The 24079-nt window shown below is 66.8% G+C and carries 22 protein-coding genes; 11 read left to right on the top strand and 11 right to left on the bottom strand.

Annotated elements, in window-relative coordinates; genetic code table 11:
• Window positions 1–256 precede the first annotated feature (256 nt).
• Complete coding sequence (locus FAZ21_RS13725) at window positions 257–1510, top strand: 6-phosphofructokinase (RefSeq protein WP_136774010.1); 1254 nt, start codon at window positions 257–259, stop codon at window positions 1508–1510.
• Window positions 1511–1728: 218 nt separating this feature from the next.
• Window positions 1729–2439, top strand: a complete 711-nt coding sequence (locus tag FAZ21_RS13730; protein WP_169307401.1) for a MarC family NAAT transporter — start codon at window positions 1729–1731, stop codon at window positions 2437–2439.
• A gap of 124 nt (window positions 2440–2563) precedes the next feature.
• On the opposite strand, the gene miaA is transcribed toward FAZ21_RS13730, so the two are convergent.
• From miaA to mutL, 3 genes are read right to left on the bottom strand one after another with little or no spacing between them, the layout of a single operon-like run.
• Window positions 2564–3502, bottom strand: coding sequence for a tRNA (adenosine(37)-N6)-dimethylallyltransferase MiaA (gene miaA / locus FAZ21_RS13735; protein ID WP_136774012.1), 939 nt, complete (start codon window positions 3500–3502; stop codon window positions 2564–2566).
• Window positions 3499–4269, bottom strand: a complete 771-nt coding sequence (locus FAZ21_RS13740) for a hypothetical protein (protein WP_136774013.1) — start codon at window positions 4267–4269, stop codon at window positions 3499–3501. Before FAZ21_RS13740 ends, miaA begins: the two co-directional genes overlap by 4 nt.
• Complete coding sequence (gene mutL / locus FAZ21_RS13745; protein WP_136774014.1) at window positions 4269–6131, bottom strand: DNA mismatch repair endonuclease MutL; 1863 nt, start codon at window positions 6129–6131, stop codon at window positions 4269–4271. The genes FAZ21_RS13740 and mutL overlap by 1 nt, the downstream gene beginning before the upstream one ends.
• A 195-nt stretch (window positions 6132–6326) precedes the next feature.
• Here mutL and FAZ21_RS13750 point away from each other — a divergent pair, with 195 nt between their 5' ends.
• A complete protein-coding gene (locus tag FAZ21_RS13750) occupies window positions 6327–6698 on the top strand; it encodes a hypothetical protein (RefSeq protein WP_136774015.1) in 372 nt (123 codons plus the stop codon).
• Window positions 6699–6768: 70 nt separating this feature from the next.
• Here the strand turns inward: FAZ21_RS13750 and FAZ21_RS13755 are convergent, their stop codons facing one another.
• Both FAZ21_RS13755 and tsaE read right to left on the bottom strand, forming a co-directional pair.
• Window positions 6769–8082: an N-acetylmuramoyl-L-alanine amidase gene (locus FAZ21_RS13755; RefSeq protein ID WP_373279539.1), complete on the bottom strand. Its 1314-nt coding sequence runs from the start codon at window positions 8080–8082 to the stop codon at window positions 6769–6771.
• The gene (tsaE, locus tag FAZ21_RS13760; protein WP_136774016.1) at window positions 8055–8531 is read right to left on the bottom strand and encodes a tRNA (adenosine(37)-N6)-threonylcarbamoyltransferase complex ATPase subunit type 1 TsaE; all 477 of its coding nucleotides are present in this window, start codon (window positions 8529–8531) and stop codon (window positions 8055–8057) included. Before tsaE ends, FAZ21_RS13755 begins: the two co-directional genes overlap by 28 nt.
• A gap of 18 nt (window positions 8532–8549) precedes the next feature.
• Here tsaE and queG point away from each other — a divergent pair, with 18 nt between their 5' ends.
• From queG to FAZ21_RS13795, 7 genes are all read left to right on the top strand, one after another.
• On the top strand, window positions 8550–9617 hold the full coding sequence (gene queG, locus FAZ21_RS13765; RefSeq protein WP_136774017.1) for a tRNA epoxyqueuosine(34) reductase QueG: 1068 nt from the start codon (window positions 8550–8552) through the stop codon (window positions 9615–9617).
• On the top strand, window positions 9614–10267 hold the full coding sequence (gene pxpB, locus FAZ21_RS13770; protein ID WP_136774018.1) for a 5-oxoprolinase subunit PxpB: 654 nt from the start codon (window positions 9614–9616) through the stop codon (window positions 10265–10267). The genes queG and pxpB overlap by 4 nt, the downstream gene beginning before the upstream one ends.
• Entirely contained in the window at window positions 10264–11208 is a 945-nt protein-coding gene (locus FAZ21_RS13775) for a 5-oxoprolinase subunit C family protein (RefSeq protein WP_136774019.1), read from the top strand. The genes pxpB and FAZ21_RS13775 overlap by 4 nt, the downstream gene beginning before the upstream one ends.
• Window positions 11184–11939: a 5-oxoprolinase subunit PxpA gene (gene pxpA, locus FAZ21_RS13780; protein ID WP_136774020.1), complete on the top strand. Its 756-nt coding sequence runs from the start codon at window positions 11184–11186 to the stop codon at window positions 11937–11939. The genes FAZ21_RS13775 and pxpA overlap by 25 nt, the downstream gene beginning before the upstream one ends.
• Before the next feature lie 190 nt (window positions 11940–12129).
• Window positions 12130–12939, top strand: a complete 810-nt coding sequence (gene murI, locus FAZ21_RS13785) for a glutamate racemase (RefSeq protein WP_136774021.1) — start codon at window positions 12130–12132, stop codon at window positions 12937–12939.
• Window positions 12940–13364: 425 nt separating this feature from the next.
• Window positions 13365–13712, top strand: a complete 348-nt coding sequence (locus FAZ21_RS13790; protein WP_136774022.1) for a CidA/LrgA family protein — start codon at window positions 13365–13367, stop codon at window positions 13710–13712.
• Window positions 13705–14436 carry an LrgB family protein gene (locus FAZ21_RS13795; RefSeq protein ID WP_136774023.1) on the top strand — a complete coding sequence of 244 codons (732 nt, stop codon included), beginning with the start codon at window positions 13705–13707 and terminating at the stop codon, window positions 14434–14436. The genes FAZ21_RS13790 and FAZ21_RS13795 overlap by 8 nt, the downstream gene beginning before the upstream one ends.
• Window positions 14437–14534: 98 nt before the next feature.
• Here the strand turns inward: FAZ21_RS13795 and FAZ21_RS13800 are convergent, their stop codons facing one another.
• The 6 genes from FAZ21_RS13800 to FAZ21_RS13825 form a co-directional block, all read right to left on the bottom strand.
• Window positions 14535–15017 carry a hypothetical protein gene (locus tag FAZ21_RS13800; RefSeq protein WP_136774024.1) on the bottom strand — a complete coding sequence of 161 codons (483 nt, stop codon included), beginning with the start codon at window positions 15015–15017 and terminating at the stop codon, window positions 14535–14537.
• A gap of 140 nt (window positions 15018–15157) precedes the next feature.
• Window positions 15158–15673: a putative pterin-binding protein gene (locus FAZ21_RS13805; RefSeq protein WP_136774025.1), complete on the bottom strand. Its 516-nt coding sequence runs from the start codon at window positions 15671–15673 to the stop codon at window positions 15158–15160.
• On the bottom strand, window positions 15670–17760 hold the full coding sequence (locus FAZ21_RS13810) for an ATP-binding response regulator (protein ID WP_169307402.1): 2091 nt from the start codon (window positions 17758–17760) through the stop codon (window positions 15670–15672). Before FAZ21_RS13810 ends, FAZ21_RS13805 begins: the two co-directional genes overlap by 4 nt.
• A 203-nt stretch (window positions 17761–17963) precedes the next feature.
• On the bottom strand, window positions 17964–18470 hold the full coding sequence (locus tag FAZ21_RS13815) for a putative metalloprotease CJM1_0395 family protein (protein ID WP_136774027.1): 507 nt from the start codon (window positions 18468–18470) through the stop codon (window positions 17964–17966).
• 175 nt (window positions 18471–18645) lie between these two features.
• Complete coding sequence (gene recG / locus FAZ21_RS13820) at window positions 18646–20724, bottom strand: ATP-dependent DNA helicase RecG (protein ID WP_281279780.1); 2079 nt, start codon at window positions 20722–20724, stop codon at window positions 18646–18648.
• Window positions 20725–20773: 49 nt separating this feature from the next.
• Window positions 20774–21850, bottom strand: a complete 1077-nt coding sequence (locus tag FAZ21_RS13825; RefSeq protein WP_136774029.1) for a rhomboid family intramembrane serine protease — start codon at window positions 21848–21850, stop codon at window positions 20774–20776.
• 238 nt (window positions 21851–22088) lie between these two features.
• Here FAZ21_RS13825 and treB point away from each other — a divergent pair, with 238 nt between their 5' ends.
• Window positions 22089–23570, top strand: a complete 1482-nt coding sequence (treB, locus tag FAZ21_RS13830; protein WP_136774030.1) for a PTS trehalose transporter subunit IIBC — start codon at window positions 22089–22091, stop codon at window positions 23568–23570.
• Window positions 23571–24079: the final 509 nt, after the last annotated feature.

Here is a 24079-nt window from a genome sequence, read left to right on the forward strand (position 1 = left end):
GGGGCATCTGATTATCGGGATGCTGGGCAGGGGCTTGCTGATCGATCCCCCTCTCGCCGCCGTGGGGCAGCTTCGCGTTGCGCGGGGCGGCTTGGTTTTGTGTGATGACTGAACAGGGCAGGGCGCTGTGGGGGCACGTGTCCTACGCCACGCGTCGAAACGGCACTATGGCGATTCTCCCCTAGCGGAAACTCCCGATGCCGCGTCGTGTTGCGCTGCGCAAGACTGGCTGGGTCCGCATCCCGCGAGAGTTGCCATGCCCAAGAATGCGCTTTACGCCCAATCCGGCGGAGTCACCCCGGTCATCAATGCCTCGGCCTTCGGCGTGATTTCCGCCGCCCGGCGCCATCGGGACCAGATCGGTACCGTGTTCGCCGCGCGCAACGGCATTCTCGGCGCGCTGGACGAAGTACTGATCGACACCGCTCAGCTTACCGACGAGATGATGGCGCAACTGAAGTACACCCCCGGGGGGGCGTTCGGTTCATGCCGGCACAAGCTGCGACATGGCGCCGAACTGAAGCGGCTGTTCGAGGTGTTCGAAACCTACGACATCGGTTACTTCTTCTACAACGGTGGTGGCGATTCGGCCGACACCTGCCTCAAGGTGGCCGAGTTCGCGCAGTACCATGGCATCGATCTGACGGCCGTGCATGTGCCCAAGACCATCGACAACGACCTGCCGCTGACCGATTGCTCGCCGGGATTCGGTTCCGTCGCCAAATATGTCGCCACCTCGGCGCGCGAGGCGGGGCTGGATACCGCATCGATGGCGGCCAGCTCCACCCGCGTATTCATCCTGGAGGTGATGGGGCGGCACGCCGGCTGGATCGCCGCATCGGCCGGGCTGGCCTCCACCGACGCCTACAGCGCACCGCACCTGCTCCTCACGCCGGAAGTGCCATTCGAGGCGGGGCGCTTCCTGCGCGCGGTGGATGAAACCATTGCCCGCGCCGGTTATTGCGTGGTGGTGGCGGCCGAGGGCATCCGGGATACGCACGGCGTCTACCTGGCTGAATCGGGCGTGGTCGATGCCTTTGGCCACGCCCAACTGGGCGGCGTGGCGCCGATCCTGGCCGGGCTGGTCAAGCAGCATCTGAACCAGAAATGCCACTGGGCGGTGGCCGACTACCTGCAACGCTCGGCGCGGCACCTCGCCAGTGCCACCGATCTGGCACACGCGGTAGCCGTGGGCGAGACGGCCGTGGCCTACGCGCTGGCGGGCATCCGCAGCGTGATGCCCGCCATCGTGCGCGAAGACAACGAGCCGTACCGCTGGCGCATCGAGCCGGTGCCACTGGCCGATGTAGCCAACCACGAAAAGCCGCTGCCACTCGATTTCCTTACCAGCGACGGCTTCCACCTTTCGCCGCGCGGCCGCGAATACTTCGCGCCGCTGATCCAGGGCGAAGCCCCGCCACCCTTCCGTGACGGCATGCCCGACTACCCGCAATGGCAGTTCGTGGTCAACGACAGGAAACTGCCGTCGTTCGATCCGACGCGGGGGTAGGGAGGCAAAGGCGTAACCCTGCACCTTGAAACGCAGAGCGCGCGGCGGGTCGCAGAGAAAAGGCGAGCAAGCCGGAAGGAATACTCCAGGCTGTCGTTGATTTTCTCCGTGCAACGCTGTGTTCTCTGTGTTTCAAGACGTGGGTTTCGTTTTTCAACAGCTTGGCAGCAACCGCCCGCTGCACCATGCTGGCAAGATCCATTTACCGAATGCGCGCCATGCTCCAGGAACTGCTCGCCACCTTTCTCGCCACCATCACTGCGCTGCTGCCCATCATCAACCCGCTCTACACGGCGGCGGTGCTGCCGGCGATGGTGGTCAACCTGTCGCCCGAGGAGCGCGAGCGGCAGCTGAAACGGGCCTGCTACTACGCCGCCGCCATCCTGGTCACCTTCCTGCTGGCGGGCGCGCTGATCATGGATTTCTTCGCGATCTCGATTCCCGGCCTGCGCATCGCGGGGGGCATGATCGTTGCCTACATCGGCTTCACCATGCTGTTCCCCACCGAGGGCGGTACGCTGACCGACGCGGCGCAGGCAGAGGCGCTGGCCAAGCGCGATATCTCGTTCACGCCGCTGGCGATGCCATCGCTGGCCGGGCCAGGTTCGATCGCGGTGGTGGTGTCGCTGTCATCGTCGATGCACAGCAATACCGAGTTGCCGCTCTGGCTCGGTTACCTGACCGTCAGCCTGGGCATCATCACCGTCGCCTGGATGTCGTGGCTGTCGCTGCGCGCCTCCAAGCGGCTGTATGCCTTCCTCGGCGAGAACGGCATCAGCGCGGTATCGCGGGTGATGGGCTTCCTGCTGATCTGCATCGGCGTGCAGTTCTTCATCAATGGCGTGCGCGACCTGCTGCACGACCCGCACTTCATGCCACAGCGGGTGGCGGTATCTTTGAGTGCCAACCCAGGGGAAGGCAAACCCTGAATCTCGAAACACAGAGGGCGCGGAGAACACAAAGGCACACAGAGAAACTGAGAACAGTCGAGGCAACACACCTCTTCTGCTTCTCTCGTTTTTCTCCGTGCCCCCCGTGTTTCAAGACTGGATTTCAGCAACCCGCCTGGATCACCCCCCGCACCCGTGCCACCACCTGGGCCGGCAGGTCGGGGGCGAGGCAGTCGAGCGGGGTCACGTCGTCCATGCCGCGCAGCCAGGTGAGCTGGCGCTTGGCGAGCTGGCGGGTGGCGAAGATGCCCTTGTCGCGCATCGTTGCCGCCTCGATCTCGCCATCCAGGTATTCCCACGCCTGGCGATAGCCGACGCAGCGCATCGACGGCAAATCCAGCGACAGCGTATAGCGCTCGCGCAGCATTCGCACTTCATCCAGCAACCCTTGCGCCAGCATTGCGTCGAAACGGCGGGCGATGCGCTCGTGCAGGGCAGCGCGTTCGCCCGGCACCAGCGCCAGCTTGTGCAGTGTGTAGGGCAGGGCGGCGGCGGCGGGCTCGGCCAGTAGTTCGGACATCGGTCGGCCGGCGAGCAGGCAGATTTCCAGTGCGCGTTCCACCCGCTGCTGATCGTTGGGTTGCAGGCGGGCGGCGGTGGCCGGGTCCAATTGCGCCAACCGTGCGTGCAACGCCGGCCAGCCGTGGGCCTCGGCGTCCGCCTGTAACTGCGCTCGCAACGCCGGATCGGCCTGCGGCAGTTCGTGGATGCCGTGTTGCAGGGTATTGAAGTACAGCATGGTGCCGCCGACCAGCACCGGCAACCGGCCGCGCGCGGTGATGTCGGCCATCAGCGCCAGCGCATCGCTGCGGAACTGCGCAGCGGAATACGCCTGCTCCGGGGTGATGACATCCAGCAGATGATGCGGCGCGCGCGCCAGTTCAGCGGCGCTGGGCTTGGCGGTACCGATGTCCATGTCCTTGAACACCAGCGCCGAATCCACCGAGATCAACTCCACCGGCAGCCCGGCCTCCACCAGCGCGATGGCGCTGGCCGTCTTGCCCGAGGCGGTCGGGCCCATCAGGAACAGTGCGGTCGTCATCGGGCCACCCGGCGCGAAACGGCGTGGATCAGCGCGCCACATGCCAATGTGGCGGCAACGGCGGGAAACACCGCCGCCACCCCCCAGCCAGGCATCAGCGGTGCCAGGATCAGAAAGCACACGCCAAAGCCGAGCAGGCCGGTCAGAAAGCCCCGTAATTGCAGCAGCAGCGCGTTGCGGCCGGAACCCGCCAGGGTGAAGGCCGGCAATACGGTGGCGGCGACCGGTCCACCAGCCAGCACGCCGGTCAGCGTCGGCCCCAGCGCCAGGGCCGCGCTCGACAGCACGGCGACGACCAGTAGCGCCGCCAGCATGCGTGCACCGAGTTCGGCCCGGGGCAGGGGTTGCAGGCGAGGCGGAGCGGTAGGGTGGGGCAGCAGCCGTAGCGCCAGCAACAGGCCGAGCAGCGAGGTGGCGCCCGTCCAGGTCGAGGCGGCGAGGCCGCTTTGCGCCAGGAACACCGCCACGGCGAGGTACATCATCCAGCCGCACAGCAGCGTGCCACGCCAGCCGAAATAGCGGCTGGCATGCGCCAGCGCCAGCATGTAGACCGCGTTGGCCCACAGGCCGGCTGGAGCGGCGTGCGCGGCCTGCTGCGCGTAGGCCATGCCGTGCTCCAGCCAGAGCACGGCGATCACGCAGCCGGCAATCAGCGGCAGGCCGCCGACCATGCCGGCCACTGCGGCGCCCCAGCGCTTGCCGGCCAGGCTGGCCACGGCGATCACCGCCGGGCCGGCGAACAGTTTGACGGCGATGACCGAACCCATCACTGCCCCCGCATGAAGAGCCCGTCCAGCTCCTTCATCGTCAGGCGGAACCACGTCGGGCGGCCATGGTTGCACTGGCCGGAGCGCTCGGTGGCCTCCATCTCGCGCAGCAGGGCGTTCATCTCGGGTATGGTCAGTGCGCGGTTGGCGCGCACCGCGCCATGGCAGGCCATGGTGGCGAGCAACTCGTTGCGACGGCCGGCCAGTGCCTGGCTGGCGCCCACTTCGCGGATATCCTTGAGCACCGCGCGTGCCAGTTCCACCGCGTCGGCGTCCTTGAGCAGCATCGGCACCGAGCGGATCGCCAGTTGCGTGGGCGAGGCGACGGACAGATCGAACCCCAGCGCCAGCAGCGCATCCTGGTGGTCTTCCACGGTGGCGACGTCCAGCCGCTCGGCCGGGAACAGGTGCGGGATCAACAGCGGCTGAGTGGGCATGCGTTCCAGGTCCAGCGCGTGCTTCAGCTTTTCGTACACCACCCGTTCGTGCGCGGCGTGCATGTCCACCACGATCAGCCCTTCGGTCGCCTGTGCCAGGATATACACCCCATGGATTTGCGCCACGGCGAAGCCCAGCGGTGGGATGCCATGCTCATCGTCGGCTGGCAAGGGCTGCCGCTGCGGTTGCGGCGGGGCAAAGCCGCTCCATTGGGGGGCGTCGTCCACCACCGCGACCGGCTCGCGCTTCAGATCGCCGAACAGGCGGTCGTACACCGCCAGCGGTTCGGCGGCCATCGGCAACGGCATCGCTTGCTGGCGATAGGCCTGCTGCGCGTAGTCCTGCGGCTTCCAGCCTTGCGATGGTGTCGCCGGGGTGGTGGCGGGAGCGAGAATCTCGCCGGTTTCAGGATCGACGTTGGCCGGTGCCTGGCCAGCGCGGGTACCGGACAGGCCCTTGGACAGTGCCGAGAACACGAAACGATAGATGCCCTGGCTTTCGCGGAAACGCACTTCGATCTTGGTTGGGTGGACGTTCACGTCCACGCCTTCCGGGTCCAGCTCCAGGAACAGGCAGAACGCGGCGTGGCGATCGTGGTGCAGCACATCGCGATAGGCTTCGCGCAAGGCGTGCTGGATCACCTTGTCGCGCACGAAACGGCCGTTGACGAAAAAGTACTGTGCATCGCGGCTGGATTTGGACAGCGTGGGCGAGCCGGCGATGCCCCACAGCCGCAGGCTGCCGACGCGCTCGTCCAGGTACACGCCGCTTTGCGCGAACTCGTCGCCCAGCAGTTCACTGCAACGACGCGCCAGATCGCCCCGCGTCAGGCGCAATTGCGCGCGGCCGTTATGGGTCAGCGTGAACTGCTTGTCGGGGTTGGCCAGCGCCAGCCGCTTCACTGCGTCCTCGCAATGGGCGAACTCGGTGGCGTCGGATTTGAGGAACTTGCGCCGTGCCGGTGTCTGGTAATACAGCTCGTGCACTTCGATGGTGGTGCCCACCGCCAGTGCGGCCGGTTCGGGCTCGCCGACGCCGCCGTGGTCGGCTTCGACGCGCCACGCGTGCTGGGCACCATCGAAACGGCTGGTCAGCACCAGCCGCGATACCGAGGCGATCGATGCCAGCCCCTCGCCGCGAAACCCCAGCGTGGCGACTCGCGACAGATCGTCGAAGCTGCGGATCTTGCTGGTGGCATGACGATGCAGCGCCAGGTGCAGGTCGTCACGCTCGATGCCGCCGCCGTCGTCGATCACCTTGATGAGCTTGGTGCCGCCGGCCAGCAACTCGATGTTGAGATTGATCGCACCGGCATCCAGACTGTTTTCCACCAGCTCCTTGAGCGCATTGGCGGGGCGCTCGACCACTTCGCCCGCGGCGATCTGGTTGACGAGGGTGTCGGAAAGTATCTGGATACGGGGCATGGCGGGCGGGGTACGGCGGGAAAACGGCAGTATATCAGCCGCTTGGCTTCCCATTCGTCGGAACGAAACGCCAGGCGGCAGGGGAGGGATCGCCGATTGGCAAAACTATCACGCCGACTGCCGCACTATTACCTATAGGTGTTGGCAAGGCAGCGTTATAGTTCAAACCTGAATTATTTCTGGAGAGCGCACATCATGGCAATCGGACCCGTCCAGTCTTCTTCCAACTGGCAAGCATTGCAGCAGACACAGCGCAGCACCGCCCCTTCGGCCAGCGATGCCGTCCGCCAGACCGCGACGGACCCGCAGGTGGTTGCCAATGCCGACCAGACGCGCACCCAACTGACCGATTCCCAGAAAGAAATGGCCAATGTGCTGTATCTGTCGAATACCGCGCAGACCAGCATGGATATCTACATGGCCGTCACCGCCGAGCAGAACAACCAGGATGTCACCTGGTCGGTGCAGCCGGACGTGAACAACAACCTCAATTTCGTGACACAGGGCCCGGATGGCGGACAGTCCATCCCCTACAGCGCGGGCAGCCTGCTCAATACCAAGGCCTGATCCGGCCCCGATGTCGCTGAAGAGCCCCTCGGCATGAGGGGCTTTTTGCTGCGCGCCGGAACCGGAAACTTCAGCCTTGTGCGATCTTGGTGCGCGGCGGCGGCGGGTTGGCGGCGAAGTAACGCTTGATGCCCTGGTGCAGCGCGGCGGCCATCTGCTGCTGATAGTCGTCGCTGATCAGCTTGCGTTCCTCGGCCGGGTTGGAAATGAACGCGGTTTCCACCAGCACCGACGGGATGTCCGGCGATTTCAGCACCGCAAAGCCCGCCTGTTCCACCTGCGCCTTGTGCAGACGGTTGATGTTGCCCAGCTCGCCCAGCATCACCTTGCCCAGCTTCAGGCTGTCGTTGATGGTGGCAGTCTGGGTGAGGTCCATCAGCGTGCGCGCAAGGTGGATGTCCTTGGTGTCGATCTTCACGCCGCCGATCAGGTCGGCGTCGTTCTGTGTCTGCGCCAGCCATTTGGCGGCGGTGGAGGTGGCGCCGCGTTCCGACAGCGCGAACACCGACGAGCCGTTGGCATCCGGCCGGGTGAAGGCATCGGCGTGGATCGACACGAACAGGTCGGCCTTGGCCGCGCGTGCCTTGCGTACCCGCGTGCCCAGCGGCACGAAGAAATCACCGTCGCGCGTCATCACCACGCGGATGTTGGGTTCTTTCTCCAGCAGCGCACGCAGGCGCTTGGCGATCTGTAGCACCACCGTCTTCTCGTGATTGCCGCCCGGCCCGACGGCGCCGGGGTCTTCGCCACCATGGCCGGGGTCGAGCACCACGGTCACCAGCCGGTCCACCTTCAGATCGCCGCGTTCCACCACCTGCGGCTTGTTCGGTGGCGTGGCGGGGGCGGGCGCCGGGGCCGCCGCGACGGCGGCCGGCGCGGAGGCCGCGGTCTGCTGCTCGTCGAGAAAGGCCAGCAGCGGATCGTTCTGCACCAGCGGATAGAGATCGATCACCAACCGGTTGCGGTAGTCGCCCACCGGCGGCAACGTGAACACCTGCGGCTTGATCTCGGTTTTGAGGTCGATCACCACGCGTACCACGCCGGGCTTGAAGCGCCCGGCGCGCAATTGCTGGATATAAGGATCGTCGGCCGTCAGCTTGCCGGCCAGGCTTTGTAGTTCGCCGTTCAGTTCCACGCCTTCCAGATCGACCACCAGCCGGTTCGGGTTCTTCAGCAGAAACTGCTTGAACGACAACGGCGCGTCCGATTCCAGCGTGACGCGGGTATAGGCATCGGCGGGCCACATGCGCACCGCCACGATGGTGGGCGTGGCGGCGTGGGCGCCGGTCGGCAGGACGGACAGCAACAGCATGCCGGCCGCCCCGCCCAGCAGGCGGCGGCGGTCGGGGTCGGGCATCAGTTGAGGGCGAGGCGAGCGAGACATTCGGTTCCAAGCGGTGTTGCGGCGACGATCTCGGCCCGTCGCCCCTGGCCCTCCGGCACCAGCCTGATCAACAGGTCCGGCGCGGGTAATAGCCCCTCGGCTTTATCGGCCCATTCGATCAGGCAGATGCTCTCGGGATTGAAATAATCCCGGAATCCGGCATCTTCCCATTCCATGGGGTCGTGAAAACGATATAAATCAAAGTGATACAAGTATAAATTCGAAACTGTATAAGGTTCAACCAGCGTGTAGGTGGGGCTTTTCACGCGCCCGGTATGGCCCAACGCGTGTAACAAGCCCCTGGTGAGCGTGGTTTTGCCCGCCCCGAGGTCGCCTTCCAGGAACACCACCATGCCGGGCCGCAGTTCCCGTGCCAGTGCGGCGCCCAGTGCCAGTGTGGCGGCCTCGTCGGGCAGGAAAGGCTTTCGCGTATCATCGAAGACAGACATGGAAGGACTCGGCAGGCAGTGGACGAAACGTTGGACAAACAGGCGGTGGTGGCGGACATCAAACGGTGGGCCGGGGAGCTGGGCTTTGCCCGCGCGGCGATCACCGGCCCCGATCTCGGCCATGCCGAAGCCGGCATGCTGGCCTGGCTGGAGGCCGGCTACCACGGCGAGATGGATTATATGGCACGCCATGGCCTGAAGCGCGCACGGCCGGCGGAGCTGGTGCCGGGCACGCGCAGCATCGTCAGCGTGATCCTGCCCTATCTGCCGCCCTCGGCCGCCGCCAGCGAGGCGGTACTGGCCGATGGCGGCAAAGCCTATGTCTCGCGCTATGCGCTGGGTCGCGATTACCACAAGGTGCTGCGCGCCCGCTTGCAGGCGCTGGCGGATCGGCTGGCGGCGCGGATCGGCCCGTTCGGCCATCGCGTATTCGTCGATTCGGCCCCGGTGCTGGAGGTCGAGCTTGCGAAGCAGGCGGGGCTGGGCTGGCGTGGCAAGCACACGTTGCTGATCCACCGCGATCACGGTTCGTTTTTTTTCCTGGGCGAGCTGTTCACTGACCTGGATTTGCCATATGACGCGCCGCTGCCGGTGGAGCACTGCGGCCGCTGCACCCGCTGCCTGGATTTCTGCCCCACCAAGGCCATCGTCGCGCCATACACGGTGGATGCGCGCCGCTGCGTGTCCTACCTGACCATCGAACTGAAGGGCAGCATTCCGCTGGAACTGCGCCCGTTGATCGGCAACCGGGTCTACGGCTGCGACGATTGCCAACTGGTGTGCCCATGGAACCGCTTCGCCGCCGAGAGCGCCGAAACCGATTTTCAGATTCGCAACGGGCTGGACGACGTCACGCTGGTCGAGCTGTTCGCCTGGAGCGAGGCGGATTTCCAGCGCAACCTCGCCGGCAGCGCGATCTACCGCATCGGCCATGAGCGCTGGCTGCGCAATCTGGCGGTGGGCCTGGGCAACGCCGCCACCACGCCCGATGTGCTGGCGGCGCTGAACGCGCGGCGCGACGACGGCAGCGAGCTGGTACGCGAACACGTGGCCTGGGCGCTGGCCCGGCATGGTGTTGCCGCATGAGCGATATCTCTCCCACCATCCAGCCCCTGGGCGAAACCGCGCTGGTGCTGTCGGTTGGCGCCGAACTGGCGGCACAACGCCGGCTGTGGGCGGCCTGGCATGTACTGGAGCATCGGCTGCCGCAGGTGGAGTGGGTGCTGGGCATGGGCAACCTCACCGCGCATTTCGACCCGCTGGCCACGCCGTCGCGGGTGGTGATCCGCGCGCTGGAAGGCGCGTGGACACACAGCGCGGGTGTCGAACTGATGCCGGGGCAGATCATCACCCTGCCGGTGCGCTACGGTGGCGAGTACGGGCCGGACCTGCCGGTGGTGGCCGAGCACGCCGGGTTGACGCCGCGCGAGGTGGCCGAGGCGCATGCCGCCGGCGATTACGTGGTCTATTGCCTGGGCTTCCTGCCCGGTTTCGCCTACCTGGGCGGGCTGGACCCGCGGATCACCGCACCACGCCGCGCCGATCCGCGCCTGGCGGTGCCCGCCGGCTCGGTCGCCATCGGCGGCAGCCAGACCGGCATCTACCCGATGGCCTCGCCCGGTGGCTGGCAATTGATCGGCCATACCGGCGCCGCGCTATTCGATCCCTACCGCGAGATACCCGGCCTGCTGGGGCCTGGCGATACCGTGCGCTTCGTGATCGAGGACATCGCATGACATTGCTGATCCGCAAGCCCGGCCCGCAAAGCACCGTCCAGGATCTGGGGCGCACCGGTTACCGCTTTCTCGGCGTTCCAGCGGGCGGCGCCTGCGATGCGGTGGCGTTGCGCATCGGCAACCTGCTGCTGGGAAACCCGCCCGATGGCGCGGCGCTGGAAGTGGCGCTGGGCGGGCTGGAACTGGTGTTCGAAACGCATACCCGCTTTGCGCTGACCGGCGCCGCCGTGGGCGCCACGCTGGATGGCGAGCGCGTACCGGGCTGGCACGTGGTCGATGCGCCGGCCGGCGCGGTGTTGCACCTGGGCTATGCCGCGCGGGGCGCCCGCATCTATCTGAACGTGGCGGGCGGCATCGACGTCCCGCCAGTGCTGGGCAGCCGTGCCACCGGCCTGCTGGCCGACCTGGGGGGCTTCAAGGGACGCGCGGTCGAGGCCGGCGACCGTCTGCCGCTGGGCGAGGTCGATACGCTGCCGCCACCGTGCGCGGTGATGGCGCCGGGGCGCGGCCAGGTCCTGCGTGTGCTGCCGGGGCCGGAATGGGCGCAACTGTCGCGCGAAGCACAACGTACGCTGCTGTCCAGCGACTGGACGGTATCGCCGGCCAGCAATCGCATGGGCGCGCGCCTGGGCGGACCGGCCGTGCCGCTGAACGATTTGGCCGAACTCGATTCCCATGCGGTATTGCCCGGTGTGGTGCAATTGCCGCCCTCGGGCCAGCCCATCCTGCTGCTGGCGGATGCCCAGACCACCGGCGGCTATGCCAAGCCGCTGATGGTGATCGAGGCCGATCTGTGGCGTGCCGCGCAGTTCCGGCCTGGCGAGGCATTGCGCTTCGTCGAGGTGGACATGGCGCAGGCCCTGGCCGCGCTGGCCGCGCAACGCCAATGGCTGGAACGTATCGAAAGGAGCCTGCAATGGCAGCAACGAGCATCGACCTGAACGCGGACCTGGGCGAAGGCGGCGGCGACGACGCCAGCCTGATGCCACTGATCTCGTCGGCCAATATCGCGTGCGGTGGCCATACCGGCGACGTGGACAGCATGCGCACCGCCGTGCGGCTGGCTTGCCGGCATGGCGTGGTGATCGGTGCGCACCCCAGCTATCCCGGCCGCGAGCACTTCGGCCGGGTGTCGATGGATATCTCGCAGATGCGGCTCGCCGAAGTCATCACTGCGCAGTTGTGGGCGCTGAAGGCCGTCTGTATCGAAGAAGGCGTGGCGGTGGCGTATGTCAAACCCCATGGCGCGCTGTACAACGACGCCGCGCGCCACCCCGGCCTGGCGGCGCTGATCGCGGCGACGGTGCGCGAGATCGACCCCGACCTGGCGCTGATGGGGCTGGCCGGTTCGGCGTTGATCGAGGCCGGCAATTACCAGGGCCTGACCACCATTCCCGAAGCCTTTGTCGATCGCGCCTACCTGGCCGACGGCTCGCTGATGCCGCGTGATCGCCCCGGCGCGGTACTGAGCGACGATGCGGCCGCCGTGGCCCAGGCGCGGAGCCTGACGCTGGAAGGCGGCGTGCGCACCGCCGACGGCGGGTGGCTGGCACTGGAGGCGCGCAGTCTGTGCCTGCACGGCGACAACCCCCACGCGCTGCACCTGGCCCGCGCCACGCGCGAAATGCTCGCGCGCAACGAAGTGAGGGTGGTGTCGGCGCTGCTGGCCTGAGCGGAGCAGGGGGCGGGGCGCAAACCTCATTGCAAGGCAACGACCTCCACCATTACCTTGCCACGCCTCACCCCTCACCCGCCTGTTTCACTCCGTTGCAATCCCCCCGCTTCTGGCGGTTACGGCGCCAGCGTAGAATCGCGTCTTTCCAGGCCGCGCGCGTTCGCGTCGGCCGCCCGGAGCCGTGTTCATGTCCACCCCAGACCCCAGCAGCGCCATCGGCGTATTCGATTCCGGTATCGGCGGCCTGACCGTCGTCCGCGCCCTGATGGATCGCCTGCCGTTCGAAAACATCACCTACTTTGGCGACACCGCGCGCGTGCCCTACGGCGTGAAGTCGGTCGCCACCATCGAGCATTTCACCCAGCAGATCGTCGACTTCCTGCTGCAACGCCAGGTGAAGCTGCTGATCATCGCCTGCAACACCATGGCGGCCGTCGCGGCCGACGCGGTGCGCGCCAGCGCGCCGGTGCCGGTGCTGGACGTGATCGAGGCCGGCGCGGCCAACGCCGCCGCGATCACCCGCTCGGGCGGCATCGGCGTGATCGGCACGCCCACCACCATCAACAGCAATGCCTACGCCCGCGCCATCCACCAGCTCAACCAGGATTGCCGCGTCTACTCGCAGGCATGCCCGTTGTTCGTGCCACTGGTGGAAGAGGGCTGGCTGGACCACACCGTCACGCGCCTGACCGCGCAGGAATACCTGAAGCCGGTATTCGTCGAGCACATCGACACGCTGGTGCTGGGCTGTACCCACTATCCCTTGCTCAAGCCGCTGTTGCAGGATGTGGCCGGCAGCCGCATCCAGTTGGTCGATTCCGCGATCTCCATCGCCGACCGGGCCGCCGAGCTGCTGCAACGCCAGGGCCTGGCCAACCCCAGCCGCGAACGGCCGCAGTATCGCTATCACGTCACCGACGTACCGGTACGCTTCCAGACCATCGGCGAGCGCTTTCTCGGCCGCAGCCTGGGGCAGGTTGAACTGGTGCAGTGGTAGCGTCTTTTTGAACTTGGCGAACTGCGGTTGTTGGCCAAGTGCAGCAAGCGTCCGGCGAAGCCGGATGCGTCCCGATGTTGATATGCCGATAGCGACGCATCCTGATCGATTCCACTCCCCCCGCCCTCGCCGCCGCGAGGGAGCCTCGCTGTGCTCGTGGGTGGCTTCGGCTGGCTTGATTGGGGCGGGCTGGTTGCATCTCGGTCCCGGGCTGAGTCGGGTGTCTACCAACGCGCCATATCGGCAAGGGCAGGTTTTGTTCTCTCTGTGCCCTCCCTTTCTCCGTGTGCTCTGTGTCCACAGACTTCGCCTTTGTCTTTCCGAACCCCGGCAACGGTCACTGGCCCGGATATCCCAAACGATTTTGGCTGCGGCATCGGGTGGGCTAAGGTAGCGGCTGGGCGTGTTGTGCCGGAGGAATCCCCATGTTGTATGGCCTGACTGTGATCTGCGCTTTCCTGCTGGCTGGCGAGCTGTTGAGCCGGCTGGCGGCGTTGCCGGTGCCGGGCGCGGTGCTGGGCATGTTGCTGTTCACCGGCTGGATGCTGCTGAGGAAGGATATCGAGCCGCGTGTGGCGCGGGTGGGGGCGGGGCTGTTGCGCTATCTGCCGCTGCTGTTCGTGCCGGCTGGCGTCGGGCTGGTCGAACTCGGTCCGCGCCTGGCGCACGAGGGCGTGGCGATGATCGTGGTGCTGGTGCTCTCCACCGCGATCACGCTGGGCGTCACCGCGCTGACCTTGCAATGGCTGCTGCGCAGGCGCGCCCGTGGTTGATCCCGCCACGCACTGGCACGAGGCCAGCGGCTGGCTGGCCGCCTATCCCGGGCTGTGGCTGGTCGTCACCGGCGCGGTGTTCCTGCTGGCCGACAAGCTGTTCCGCGCCAGCAGGCGTTTTCCGCTGCTGAACCCGGTACTGGTGTCCATCCTGGTGCTGATCGCCACCCTGCGATTGTTCAACGTGTCGTACACCGATTATTTCGCCGGGGCGCAGATGATCCATCTGTTGCTCGGTCCGGCTACGGTGGCGCTCGCCATGCCGCTTTACCTCAACCTGCACCACGTACGCGCCTGGATGATGCCGCTGACCATTGCGCTGGTGGTCGGCTGCGTGGTGGGCATTGCCAGCGCGCTGGCGCTGGGTCAGTTGTTCGGCCTGTCGGCTGCCACCTTGTTGTCGTTCGCGCCCAAGTCGGTGACCACGCCCATCGCCATGGCGCTGGCCGGGCACCTGGGGGGTATTCCCGCGCTGACCGCCAACGTGGTGATCCTGACCGGCGTGTTTGGCGCCGTGGCCGGTTTGCCGCTGATGCGCCTGCTGAAAGTGGACGACGCGATGGTGCAGGGCTTTGCGCTGGGCGTGGCCGCCCATGGCATCGGCACCGCGCGTGCCTTGCAGGAGTCGGAAACCGCCGGGGCGTTCGGCGGGCTGGCGATGGGGTTGAACGCGATCCTGACGTCGTTGTTGTTGCCGCTGATCCTGGCCGTCTGGCCGATCTGAACCTGAACGTTCCTGTTGGCGCAGACGGCCTGCCAATGGAAAACGCCCGGCTGGGCCGGGCGTTTCGTCACCACCGATACACGCATCCTCAACGGGTGCTAGATCAGGCCCAGCGTATCCCGATCGTAAATATCCGGCGCCCAGAAACCGATGCTGGCGTCGTCCGGCTTGGCGCGGCTGCGGTTGACCACGATCACCAGGTTGTCGAAGTAATACGTTGCCGACGGCAGCCGGGCGCGTTCGCGTCGCGCTGGGCCGAGCAGTTTGTCGATGGTGGCGCGATCCTTGTCCAGCGACAGCCCGTGGGGCAAGGGGTGGGCGAAGGCGCGGCGAAAGGTCACCCCGGCCAGGATGTAGCGGCCTTCGCTTTTCCTCGGTAGCAGCGATTCCTTGTCGAAGGTGAGCTGGGACTGGAACGTCAGCAGCACCGTGCCATCCTCGCTGAGGATGTCTTCGGTGGCGCCGTCGGTTTCGGGGCGGCGCACGACACCATGCGCAGTCAGGAATTCATCCAGCGCGGGATGACTGCTGCCGTGTCCAAGGAATTCGATGAGCCGTGCGGTATCCATAACCAGTCCCATTGCTTGTGCCAGGGCCGAATAGTCTCATCCATTGCCACAAATTGCATGGGTTGCCGGCCAACGAACGGGATTTGTATGGGAAATGGCGACAGGCGCCGGAAAGGCGACTTGACATCGAGCGCCCGGCGTTGCCGCCACGTCTATTCCAGGTCGATTTCCGACAACTGCCACACGCAGCGCCGGAAGTACTCCGTCTGTTGCAGTGCCGGCACCTTGTCGAACGGATACATCACGAACAACGGCCCCTTGTCGCGCACGCTCATGGGCTTGCCGTTGCGTTTGCGGGCGACGATCACGTCGTAGCGCTCCGCGTCGTCGCGCGGCACGGCGATCATGTAGTCGTTCAGCGCCCGCAACGACAACTGCCGGCCCGGCAGGCCGGCCGCCTTGAGGATGTCGCGCAGCAGCGGCCCTTCGAAATGCTGTGGCTTGGGGTACCACGGCGTGGTGACGGTGTAGCCGTACTGCGGCAGCGCGGCCAGTTCGGCATCGTCGAACGTGCGGACCTGGGGGGCTTCGCCAGCCGTGGCAGCGCCACGCACCACCAGCACGGCGGGCGCATCGGCCTCAGCCTCGGGTTCGGGCGCGGCCAACGTCGAGAGAGGGGCCAGCAAGGTGGCGCAGGCCAGCAGGGCGGTCAGGAACCTGGACATCATGGGGCGGGGATTTCGGTCAACGGGGTGGAGGGAAGGGCGAGTGCGGCCAGTGCCTGGAGGGTCTGCTCGTGCAGGTTGCGGGCGATGGTTTCGGCGCTGGCGGAAGGCGTGTCCTCCAGTTCCGCCAGCGCGCAGGCCAGCCGGGGCGTGCCGATCTGGAGGGCGATACCGCGCGCGCTGTGCGCGTGGCGCCGTTGTTCGGTGGCGTCCGCAATGCCGAGGCGCTCGTCCAGCAGGGTGACGATGCGTGCCAGGCCGCGCGTGGCCAGCTCGTGCCAGCGTGCCACGGTGCAGCCGAGCTGAGCGATGGCATCGGTTTCGGACAACAGCAGCGGCATACGATCGACGCCGGGCGAGTGGGCGCTGGCGGGGCCGCGTACCGCCTGCACCAGCGCCAGCGTGGAAAAGGGCTTGGGCAGCCATAGGTCGACACCAGCGGCGGCCAGCCGCGAATCGTCGGGCTTGAGGCCGGCGCTGATCAGCACCACGCGGCCTGGCCAGTCGCGGGCGCGCAGCGCGCGGGCGGTGGCGAGCCCATCCAGCGCCGGCATGTTGTAGTCGAGCAGTACGCAATCGTAAGCGGGGTCGCGACCGAGTTCGTCGAGCACGGACAGGCCGTTGTCGGTGCCGAAGATCGTGGCACCGGCCTGCGCCAGGATATCGTGCATCAATTCGCGATTGATCTCCTGGTCCTCAGCGATGACCAGCCGCAGGCCGGTCAGCGAGGGGCGGCGATCGGCCGGCTGTGGTGTCGGTACCGCCGCCGGCTGGGCGCGCACGGTGGCGACGAACAGCGAACCATGGCCGGCAGCGCTGTCCACCGTGATGTCGCCGCCCATGTGGCGCGCATAGCCCCGGCTGATCGCCAGCCCCAGGCCGGTGCCGCCGACCAGCTTGCCGCTGGCGGTCTGCTCGAAGCGATTGAACAGCCGGTCCTGTTCCTCCGGGGCGATGCCCAGGCCGGTATCGTGCACCATGGCGCGCAGCAGCAGGCCGTCGTCCAGCGGCACGCTGTCGAGCCGCACGCAGACGCTGCCGCGCTCGGTGAACTTGATGGCGTTGCCGATCAGGTTGATCAGAATCTGCTGCCATTTGCCGCCGTCGAGCAGCAGGCCGGGCGGCAGGTCCGGGTCCAGCTTCAGCGAAAAGGTCAGGCCCTTGGCGGCGGCCTGCGGCTCGAACAGCGCACCCAGCGCATCGGCCACGGCGGACAGCGCCAGCGGCGCCTCCTGTAGCTGCACGCGCCCCGCTTCGATCTTGGCCACGTCCAGCACATTGCCGATCAGGCCGGACAGGTAGTTTCCGCTTTGCAGCACGTGCTCGAGCTGACGGCGTTGCGGCGGGGCCAGCGGCTGGCTCAGCGCTTGTTCGGTGTAGCCGATGATGGCGGTCAGCGGCGTGCGCATCTCGTGGCTGACGCTGGCGAGAAAGCGGGTCTTGGCCGCGCTGGCCTGGAGCGCCGCGCTACGTGCCTCGTCCAGCTCGCGGCTGCGGGTTTCGCTACGCCATAGCTCGCGCAGTGCCACGGTGGCGAAAAACAGCAGCAGCAGGAACTGCAACACCAACAAGGCCATGCGCCAGTCGCCCAGGCGGATGATCAGGCGCTCGTTGTTGACCAGCCGGTCGCTGAAATGGCTCTGAATCTGCTGGACCGCCAGATAGAAGCTGGGCTCCAGCACATCGATCACGCGATTCAGTTGCAGCACTTCGTCGGGCGCGATGCCGCGTGCGAAGATCGGGTCGTACTGCCTGAACATGGCGTTTACCGGCGCCAGCAGCCGGTGGTAGGTGTCGGCGGAACCGAACAGACTGTTGAGCGCGCCGTTCTGGGTATCGGCCACGCGGCCGGCCAGGATCTCATAGCGCAGCTTCAGCGCGGGCAAGGCGGCCGGATCGTGCCGCGCCACGCGCGCGGCGGCCACGAACTGCATGAATTCGCGATTCATCGCGAAGGTGTTCCACAGCTCGTCCTGGGCGCCATAGTCGGTCACCCCGGAAAGGCGATCCCGCAACTGGTGTTCGAACCAGGTGGAAAGCGCCAGGCTGCAACCCAGCACGCACAGGGTCACCCACAGGGCGGTGCGCACACGGCGCGGCATATTGAGCAAGAAAGCGAACACGTTTGTGAAAGCGCTTGATCTATTGGTAAGCACCGCAGTTTAACTGTAAGCCAAGTGCAATGCCACGTGTCGCCGTCCGTTGGCAAAAGTCACGTTTGTTTGTTTTTCAGTAAGGTGGGAAGCGGCGCCCCGCCGAGGTGCGGGTGCCTGCATGTCACGGCCGTCGTGGCTTACGCCTGCGCGGCGAAGGCACTGAACGGCATGGCTTCATCCTGGGAATACGCGCTGGACAGTTGGCGCTGCGTGCCGCTCTGGCTGGCAAGCTCCGCCTGGGCACGCTGCTCCATGGCCCGGGCCTGCGCGGCAATGCTCTGGTCGGGGCCGGACGGATCGGCGGGGGCCAGCGCGGCGGCCTGGATGGCGCGTGCCTTGCGGATGGTTTCCTCGGGCGTGCGGCCGGGCGAGACATCGATGCGCACTTCGCCCGCCACGGCGTACTGCTTGCCGTCCGGGCCGGTCTTCAGGCTATAGCTGGGGCCGCCCTGGGTCAGCCCGCTGCCGGCCGCCATATGCGCCTGTTCGTGGGCGCGCACCTTGCGATCGATATCCCCCAGCTGGCGGATATAGGCCTGTTCCTCCTCGCTCAACGGCTCGCCGGCCTGGTGCGCGCCACCGGCGCTCAGGCCGGTCGTCGAGTACGACGACGTCCCCAGGCCCGAATAACCCGTGGTTTGCATCGAGGAGGGTCCGGTGCTGGCGATCAACATACGTGGTAGCCGAGCAGATTAGTACTTGAATCTTAAGCCTTTCCGGGCGGCTTTTGCTCACTGACGCCGGCTGTTGGCGAGCTATCCACCGCCGTTGGTCGCCAAGTGGTGACAATCGGCGCGAAACGCCGGTTGATGGCACACCCTAGACCCGCAGCAATGCCTCGCGACCGGGCAACCATCGATCCAGGTGGGCGATGGCGGCGGGGCGGTTGTCGGCCAACAGCGCTTCGGCTGCCTCGCGCGCGGCCTCCACCAGATCGGCGTCGGCTTCCAGATCGGCAAAGCGCAGCATCGGCACGCCGGACTGGCGCACGCCCGCCAGTTCGCCCGGTCCGCGGATGCGCAGGTCCTCCTGCGCGATGACAAAGCCGTCGGTGTTCTCGTAGATCACTCGCAGGCGTTCCTTGGCGGTATCGCCCAGCGGGCCGGTATACAGCAGCACGCACAGGCTGGCGTGCGCCCCCCGGCCGACGCGGCCGCGCAACTGGTGCAACTGCGCCAGCCCCATGCGCTCGGCGTGCTCGATCACCATCAGGCTGGCGTTGGGCACATCCACGCCCACTTCGATCACCGTGGTGGCGACCAGCACCTGGATGCGATTGGCGATGAACTCGGCCATCACCGCCGCCTTGTCGTCGGGCTTCATCTTGCCGTGCAGCAAGCCGACGGCGATGCCTTCCAGTTCTTCGGAGAGCTGCGCATGGGTATCGACGGCGGTCTGCAATTGCAGCGCCTCCGACTCCTCGATCAGCGGGCACACCCAGTACACCTGCCGCCCTTCGGCCACCTTGGCGGCGATGCGGGTGATCACCTCATCGCGCCGCGCATCGCTGATCAGCTTGGTGACGATGGGCGTGCGTCCAGGTGGCAGCTCATCGATCACGCTCACGTCCAGGTCGGCGTAGAAGCTCATCGCCAGCGTGCGCGGGATGGGGGTGGCGCTCATCATCAACTGGTGCGGGCTCTGGCCCTTGGCGCGCAACGCCAGCCGCTGCGCCACGCCGAAACGGTGCTGCTCATCCACGATCACCAGCCCCAGGTTCTTGAACTCCACCTGGTTCTGGAAGATGGCATGGGTGCCGACCACCAGCGGCGCGGTGCCGAGCGCGGCATCCTCCAAGGCGGCGCGCTTCTGCCTGGCCTTGAGCGAGCCGGCCAGCCACGCCACCTTGATATCGAGCGGCGCCAGCCACGTGGACAGCTTGCGAAAATGCTGTTCGGCCAGGATTTCGGTCGGCGCCAGCAACGCCACTTGATAACCGCATTCGATGGCATGGCAGGCGGCGATGGCGGCGACGATGGTCTTGCCGGAGCCGACGTCGCCCTGCAACAGCCGCTGCATCGGGTGCGGCTGTGCCAGATCGCGTGCGATATCGAGCAACACGCGGTTCTGCGCCTGGGTCAGCTTGAACGGCAGGCTGGCCACCAGCCGCGCCGCCACCCGGCCTTCGGGCGCGATGCGCGGGGCATTCTTCTCGCGGCGCGCGGCGCGCGCCATGCGCAGGCTGAGCTGCTGTGCCAGCAGCTCGTCGAATTTCAGCCGTCGCCACGCCGGGTGGGTACGGTGTTCCAGCATCACGTTGGGAATGTCGGGCGTGGGCGCGTGCAGCAGCGCCACACTGCCGGCAAAGTCGGGCAGGCCGTAGGCGTCCAGCATCACCGGGGGCAGCGTGTCGCTGAGCGGGCAGGCGCGCAGCGCCCGGCCGATCAGCTTGGTCAGCGTGGCCTGCGGCAGGCCGGCGGTGGTGGGGTAGACCGGCGTCAGCGCCTCGCTGAGCTGGTTATGCGCGCCGACGCTCTTGATCTTGGGGTGCACCATCTCATCACCCCAGAAGCCACGCCGGATTTCGCCGTACAGCCGCACCTGCTTGCCCACCGCCAGTTGCTGCGCCTGATTGGGATAGAAATTGATCAGCCGCACCACCAGCATGCCGGTGGCATCCGCCACGCGCGCCACCAGTTGCTTCTTGGGGCGGAACATCGTTTCGCAGGTCTGCACCTCGCCTTCGACCAGCACCGCGCAGCCCACCGGCGCATCGGCGATGGCGAGCAGATGGGTTTCGTCCTCGTAGCGCAGCGGCAGATGCAGCACGAGGTCGAACGGGCGATGGATGCCCAGCTTGGTCAGGCGGCTCTGGATACCGGGGGCGAGGGTGGCGAGGTCCATGAATGGTGAACGAATGTTCGGCTGGGTGGACTTTAGCCGGTTTGGCGCGCGCAGTGAAGGCGCGCGGCGCAGGCCGGAGGCCCGGCACGCCAAAATGTACCCGTCATGGGGCGGTTCCCGCCGGGGGCGGCGCCAGCCGCTGGCTCAGGCGCGGTGCCACCGCGTGCCACGTCTGATCCGCTTGCAGGCGATAGCGCCAGTCGGTCACCAGGTAGCCGCTGCCGGACCAGTTGGCCTGATTCACCCGGTACTGTGCCAGCCGCAGGTTGCAGTATGTGCCCAGGTGGCTGGCCAGTTGCTGATCGGCGGGGGGCAGGGCGCGCTGTGCCGCGCGCCGTTGTGTATCGACGCATGCCTGCCAGGCGGCAACGGCCTGTGACAACGCGTCGTTGCGTCTGGCGGGCGGCGTATCGCGCCACCAGGTATCGAAATCGCTGTAGCGCTCCACCGTGGCAACGCTGTCGTGCAGCACGCGCTCGTACCAGAGCGTATCGGGCGATTGCCAGCGCAGCAGCCCGTACTGGGCGCCAGACACCAGGAGCAGCCAGGCAACGGTCCAGGCCGCCACCGGCCGGCGACGCGCCGTCAGGACATAGCCCCATGTCACCACCGCGCCCCCGGCCAGACCGCCCAGGTGGCAGGCATTGTCGATGCCGTCGATGGCCAGCCCCAGGCCGACGTTGAGCACGATCACCTGCGCGATCTGCCGTAGCGCCGCCGCGTGGCCGGGTCCGCCATGGCGGCGGGTGGCGAGCAGCAGCGCGAAGTAGGCGCCGGCCAGCCCCATGATCGCGCCGGATGCGCCGGCACTCAGCGTATTGGCGTTCCACAGCGTGCTGGCCATGCCGCCCGCGATGCCGGCGGCCAGGTACAGCGCCGCGAAACGCGGCGCGCCCAGCTCGCGCTCCACCAGCGGTCCCATGATTGCCAGCGAGTACATGTTCACCAGCAGATGGATCACGCCGATGTGCAGGAACATGCTGGTCAGCAGCCGCCAGGGCTCGCCGGCCAGCGTCAGGCCATGGGTATTGGCGCCCCACTGCACCAGCCCGGCACTATCCGGCCCCAGCAGCGGCACGCCCAGCGCGAGCTGGACCAGGAACACCAGGACATTGGCGGCGATCAGCGCCACGCTGACGGGGGCGTGGCGGAACCAGGACAACGGGGGCAGCAGGCGCATGGCGGGTGGCGGAATGGAGAGAGCCTGGGGATGCTAGACCCGCCCGCGATCCATCACAAGCCGCTTGTCGGCGCCGGGGCACCACCGGCAACGGCATCATTCCCAGCGGCAAGGCGATTGCCGCGTGTTATCTCTGAGAGGAAAGCGGGAAGAAGGCCGCGCGCCGGGCTGGACGATGGCCTGGGTGCGGGCCCAGGCGCTTTTACCGCCCCGCATCGACACCCGTACAAGGACCACCATGGCCGATGACCACCGCAAGATCGCGGGCGATATCCTGGCGCTGATCGGAGGCGCCGAGAACGTCGAACAACTGACGCATTGCATCACGCGGCTGCGCATCGTGCTGCGCGACGAAGCGCGCGCCCAGCCCGACGCGCTGCGTGATGTGCCGCTGGTGAAAGGCGCGTTCAGCAACAGCGGGGTATTTCAGGTGGTGATCGGTTCGGGCGAAGTGGAGAAAGTCCATGCCGAACTGACCGAACTGATCGGCGCCGCCCGCGTGGAGGCGCCCTCCCCGCCGGTGGAGCCGAAAATCCGCGATATCGGTTCGCGCTCGTTGCAGGCGCCGCAACGCATCGTGCGGGTATTCGCCGACGTGTTCGTGCCGATCCTGCCCGCCATCGTCGCCGCCGGCCTGCTGATGGGCATCAACAACCTGCTGGCGGTGCGCGGGCTGTTCTTCCCGGGGCAGAGCGTGCTGACCGCCATGCCGCGTTTCGATGGCCTGTGGCACATGATCAGCCTGATGGCGAGTACGTCGTTCGTGTTCCTGCCGGCGCTGGTGGGCTGGTCCGGCGCGCGGCGCTTTGGCGGCAGCGAACTGCTGGGGCTGGTGCTGGGCCTGATGCTGGTGCACCCCGAACTGCTCAACGCCTCGCACTATGGTCGCGCCGCCGCCGGGCTGAATGGCGTGCAGATTCCGTACTTCGATATCTTCGGCCTGTTCCAGGTGGAGCAGGTGGGTTACCAGGGGCAGATCCTGCCGATGCTGGTCACTGCCTGGGTGATGAGCCGGGTGGAAATCTGGCTACGCGCCCACGTGCCCGCCAGCACGCAGATGCTGGTGGTGCCGATCACCACGCTGGTGATCAGCGGGGTGTTGGCGCTGGCGGTGATCGGTCCGCTGACGCGCCACGCCGGCGCCGGCATCGCCCAGGCCATCGTCTGGTTGTTCGACACCATGCCATTGCTCGGTGGCCTGCTGTTCGGCCTGCTCTACGCGCCGCTGGTGGCTACCGGCATGCACCACATGTTCCTCGCCGCCGACCTGCAACTGATCGCCCATCAGGGCGGCACTTTCATCTGGCCGATGATCGCGCTGTGCAATGTGGCGCAGGGCAGTGCGGCGCTGGGGATGGCGTGGGTGGCCAAGCACGGCAACGAGCGCGGCATGGACTGGACTTCGGCTGTCTCGGCCTATTTCGGTATCGCCGAACCGGCGCTGTTCGGGGTGAACCTGCGTTTCAAGTTCCCGTTCTACGCCGCGCTGATCGGCTCGGCGGTGGCGACGACGCTGGTGTCGCTGCACCATGTGGAGGCCAGCGCCATCGGCGTGGGCGGCCTGCCGGCCGTGATCTCGGTAGTGCCGGCGCAGATTCCGATCTATCTGGTGGCTGTGGCGATCGTGCTGGTGGTGCCGTTCGTGCTGACGTGGTTGTTGTCGAAGCGGTATCGGCGGCTGGAGGTGGTGGATCCGGTGGCGGTGGGGGCGAGTTGTTGAGGGGGGAGGTGCCGTTGGCATTGCACCTTCAACCTGCAACTGCAACTGCAACGGCGATTTCAAAGGCTTTAAACGCAGAGCGCCTTGCGGCGCGGATGCTTGACGCCCTCTGCCGCCGTGCGGGCGGGTTCATTTCTTTTGCGCGGCCAAAAGAAACGAACCAAAGAAAAGGCCGCCCCGCATACGCGCCCTACGGGTGCCCTCGCGCCGGACAATCGGGTCGGCGGCTGCGAAACTCGGGCGCAAGCGCCCTCAGACAGTCCTCGCCGAAACCCCGCCCCGCTTGTCCTCTACTCGGCGCTGCTGAGGGGCCCCGGGCAAACCATCCTCACCCCCGGCCCCTCCCCTTGAAAGGAAGGGGTGACGTGTGCGAAGGCAGGCGGGTTAGGAATGGCGGTTTTGTTACCCGTAGGCATACAAGCCGTATTGGCCTTTTCCAATTTGCGCTGGCATTCAACGGTCTTTCCCCCCGTTACGTGGCGCCGAGGAGTGGAGGGAGACCTTAGGCT

The organism is Chitiniphilus eburneus (genome assembly GCF_005048205.1).
Classification (GTDB): Bacteria; Pseudomonadota; Gammaproteobacteria; order Burkholderiales; family Chitinibacteraceae; genus Chitiniphilus; species Chitiniphilus eburneus.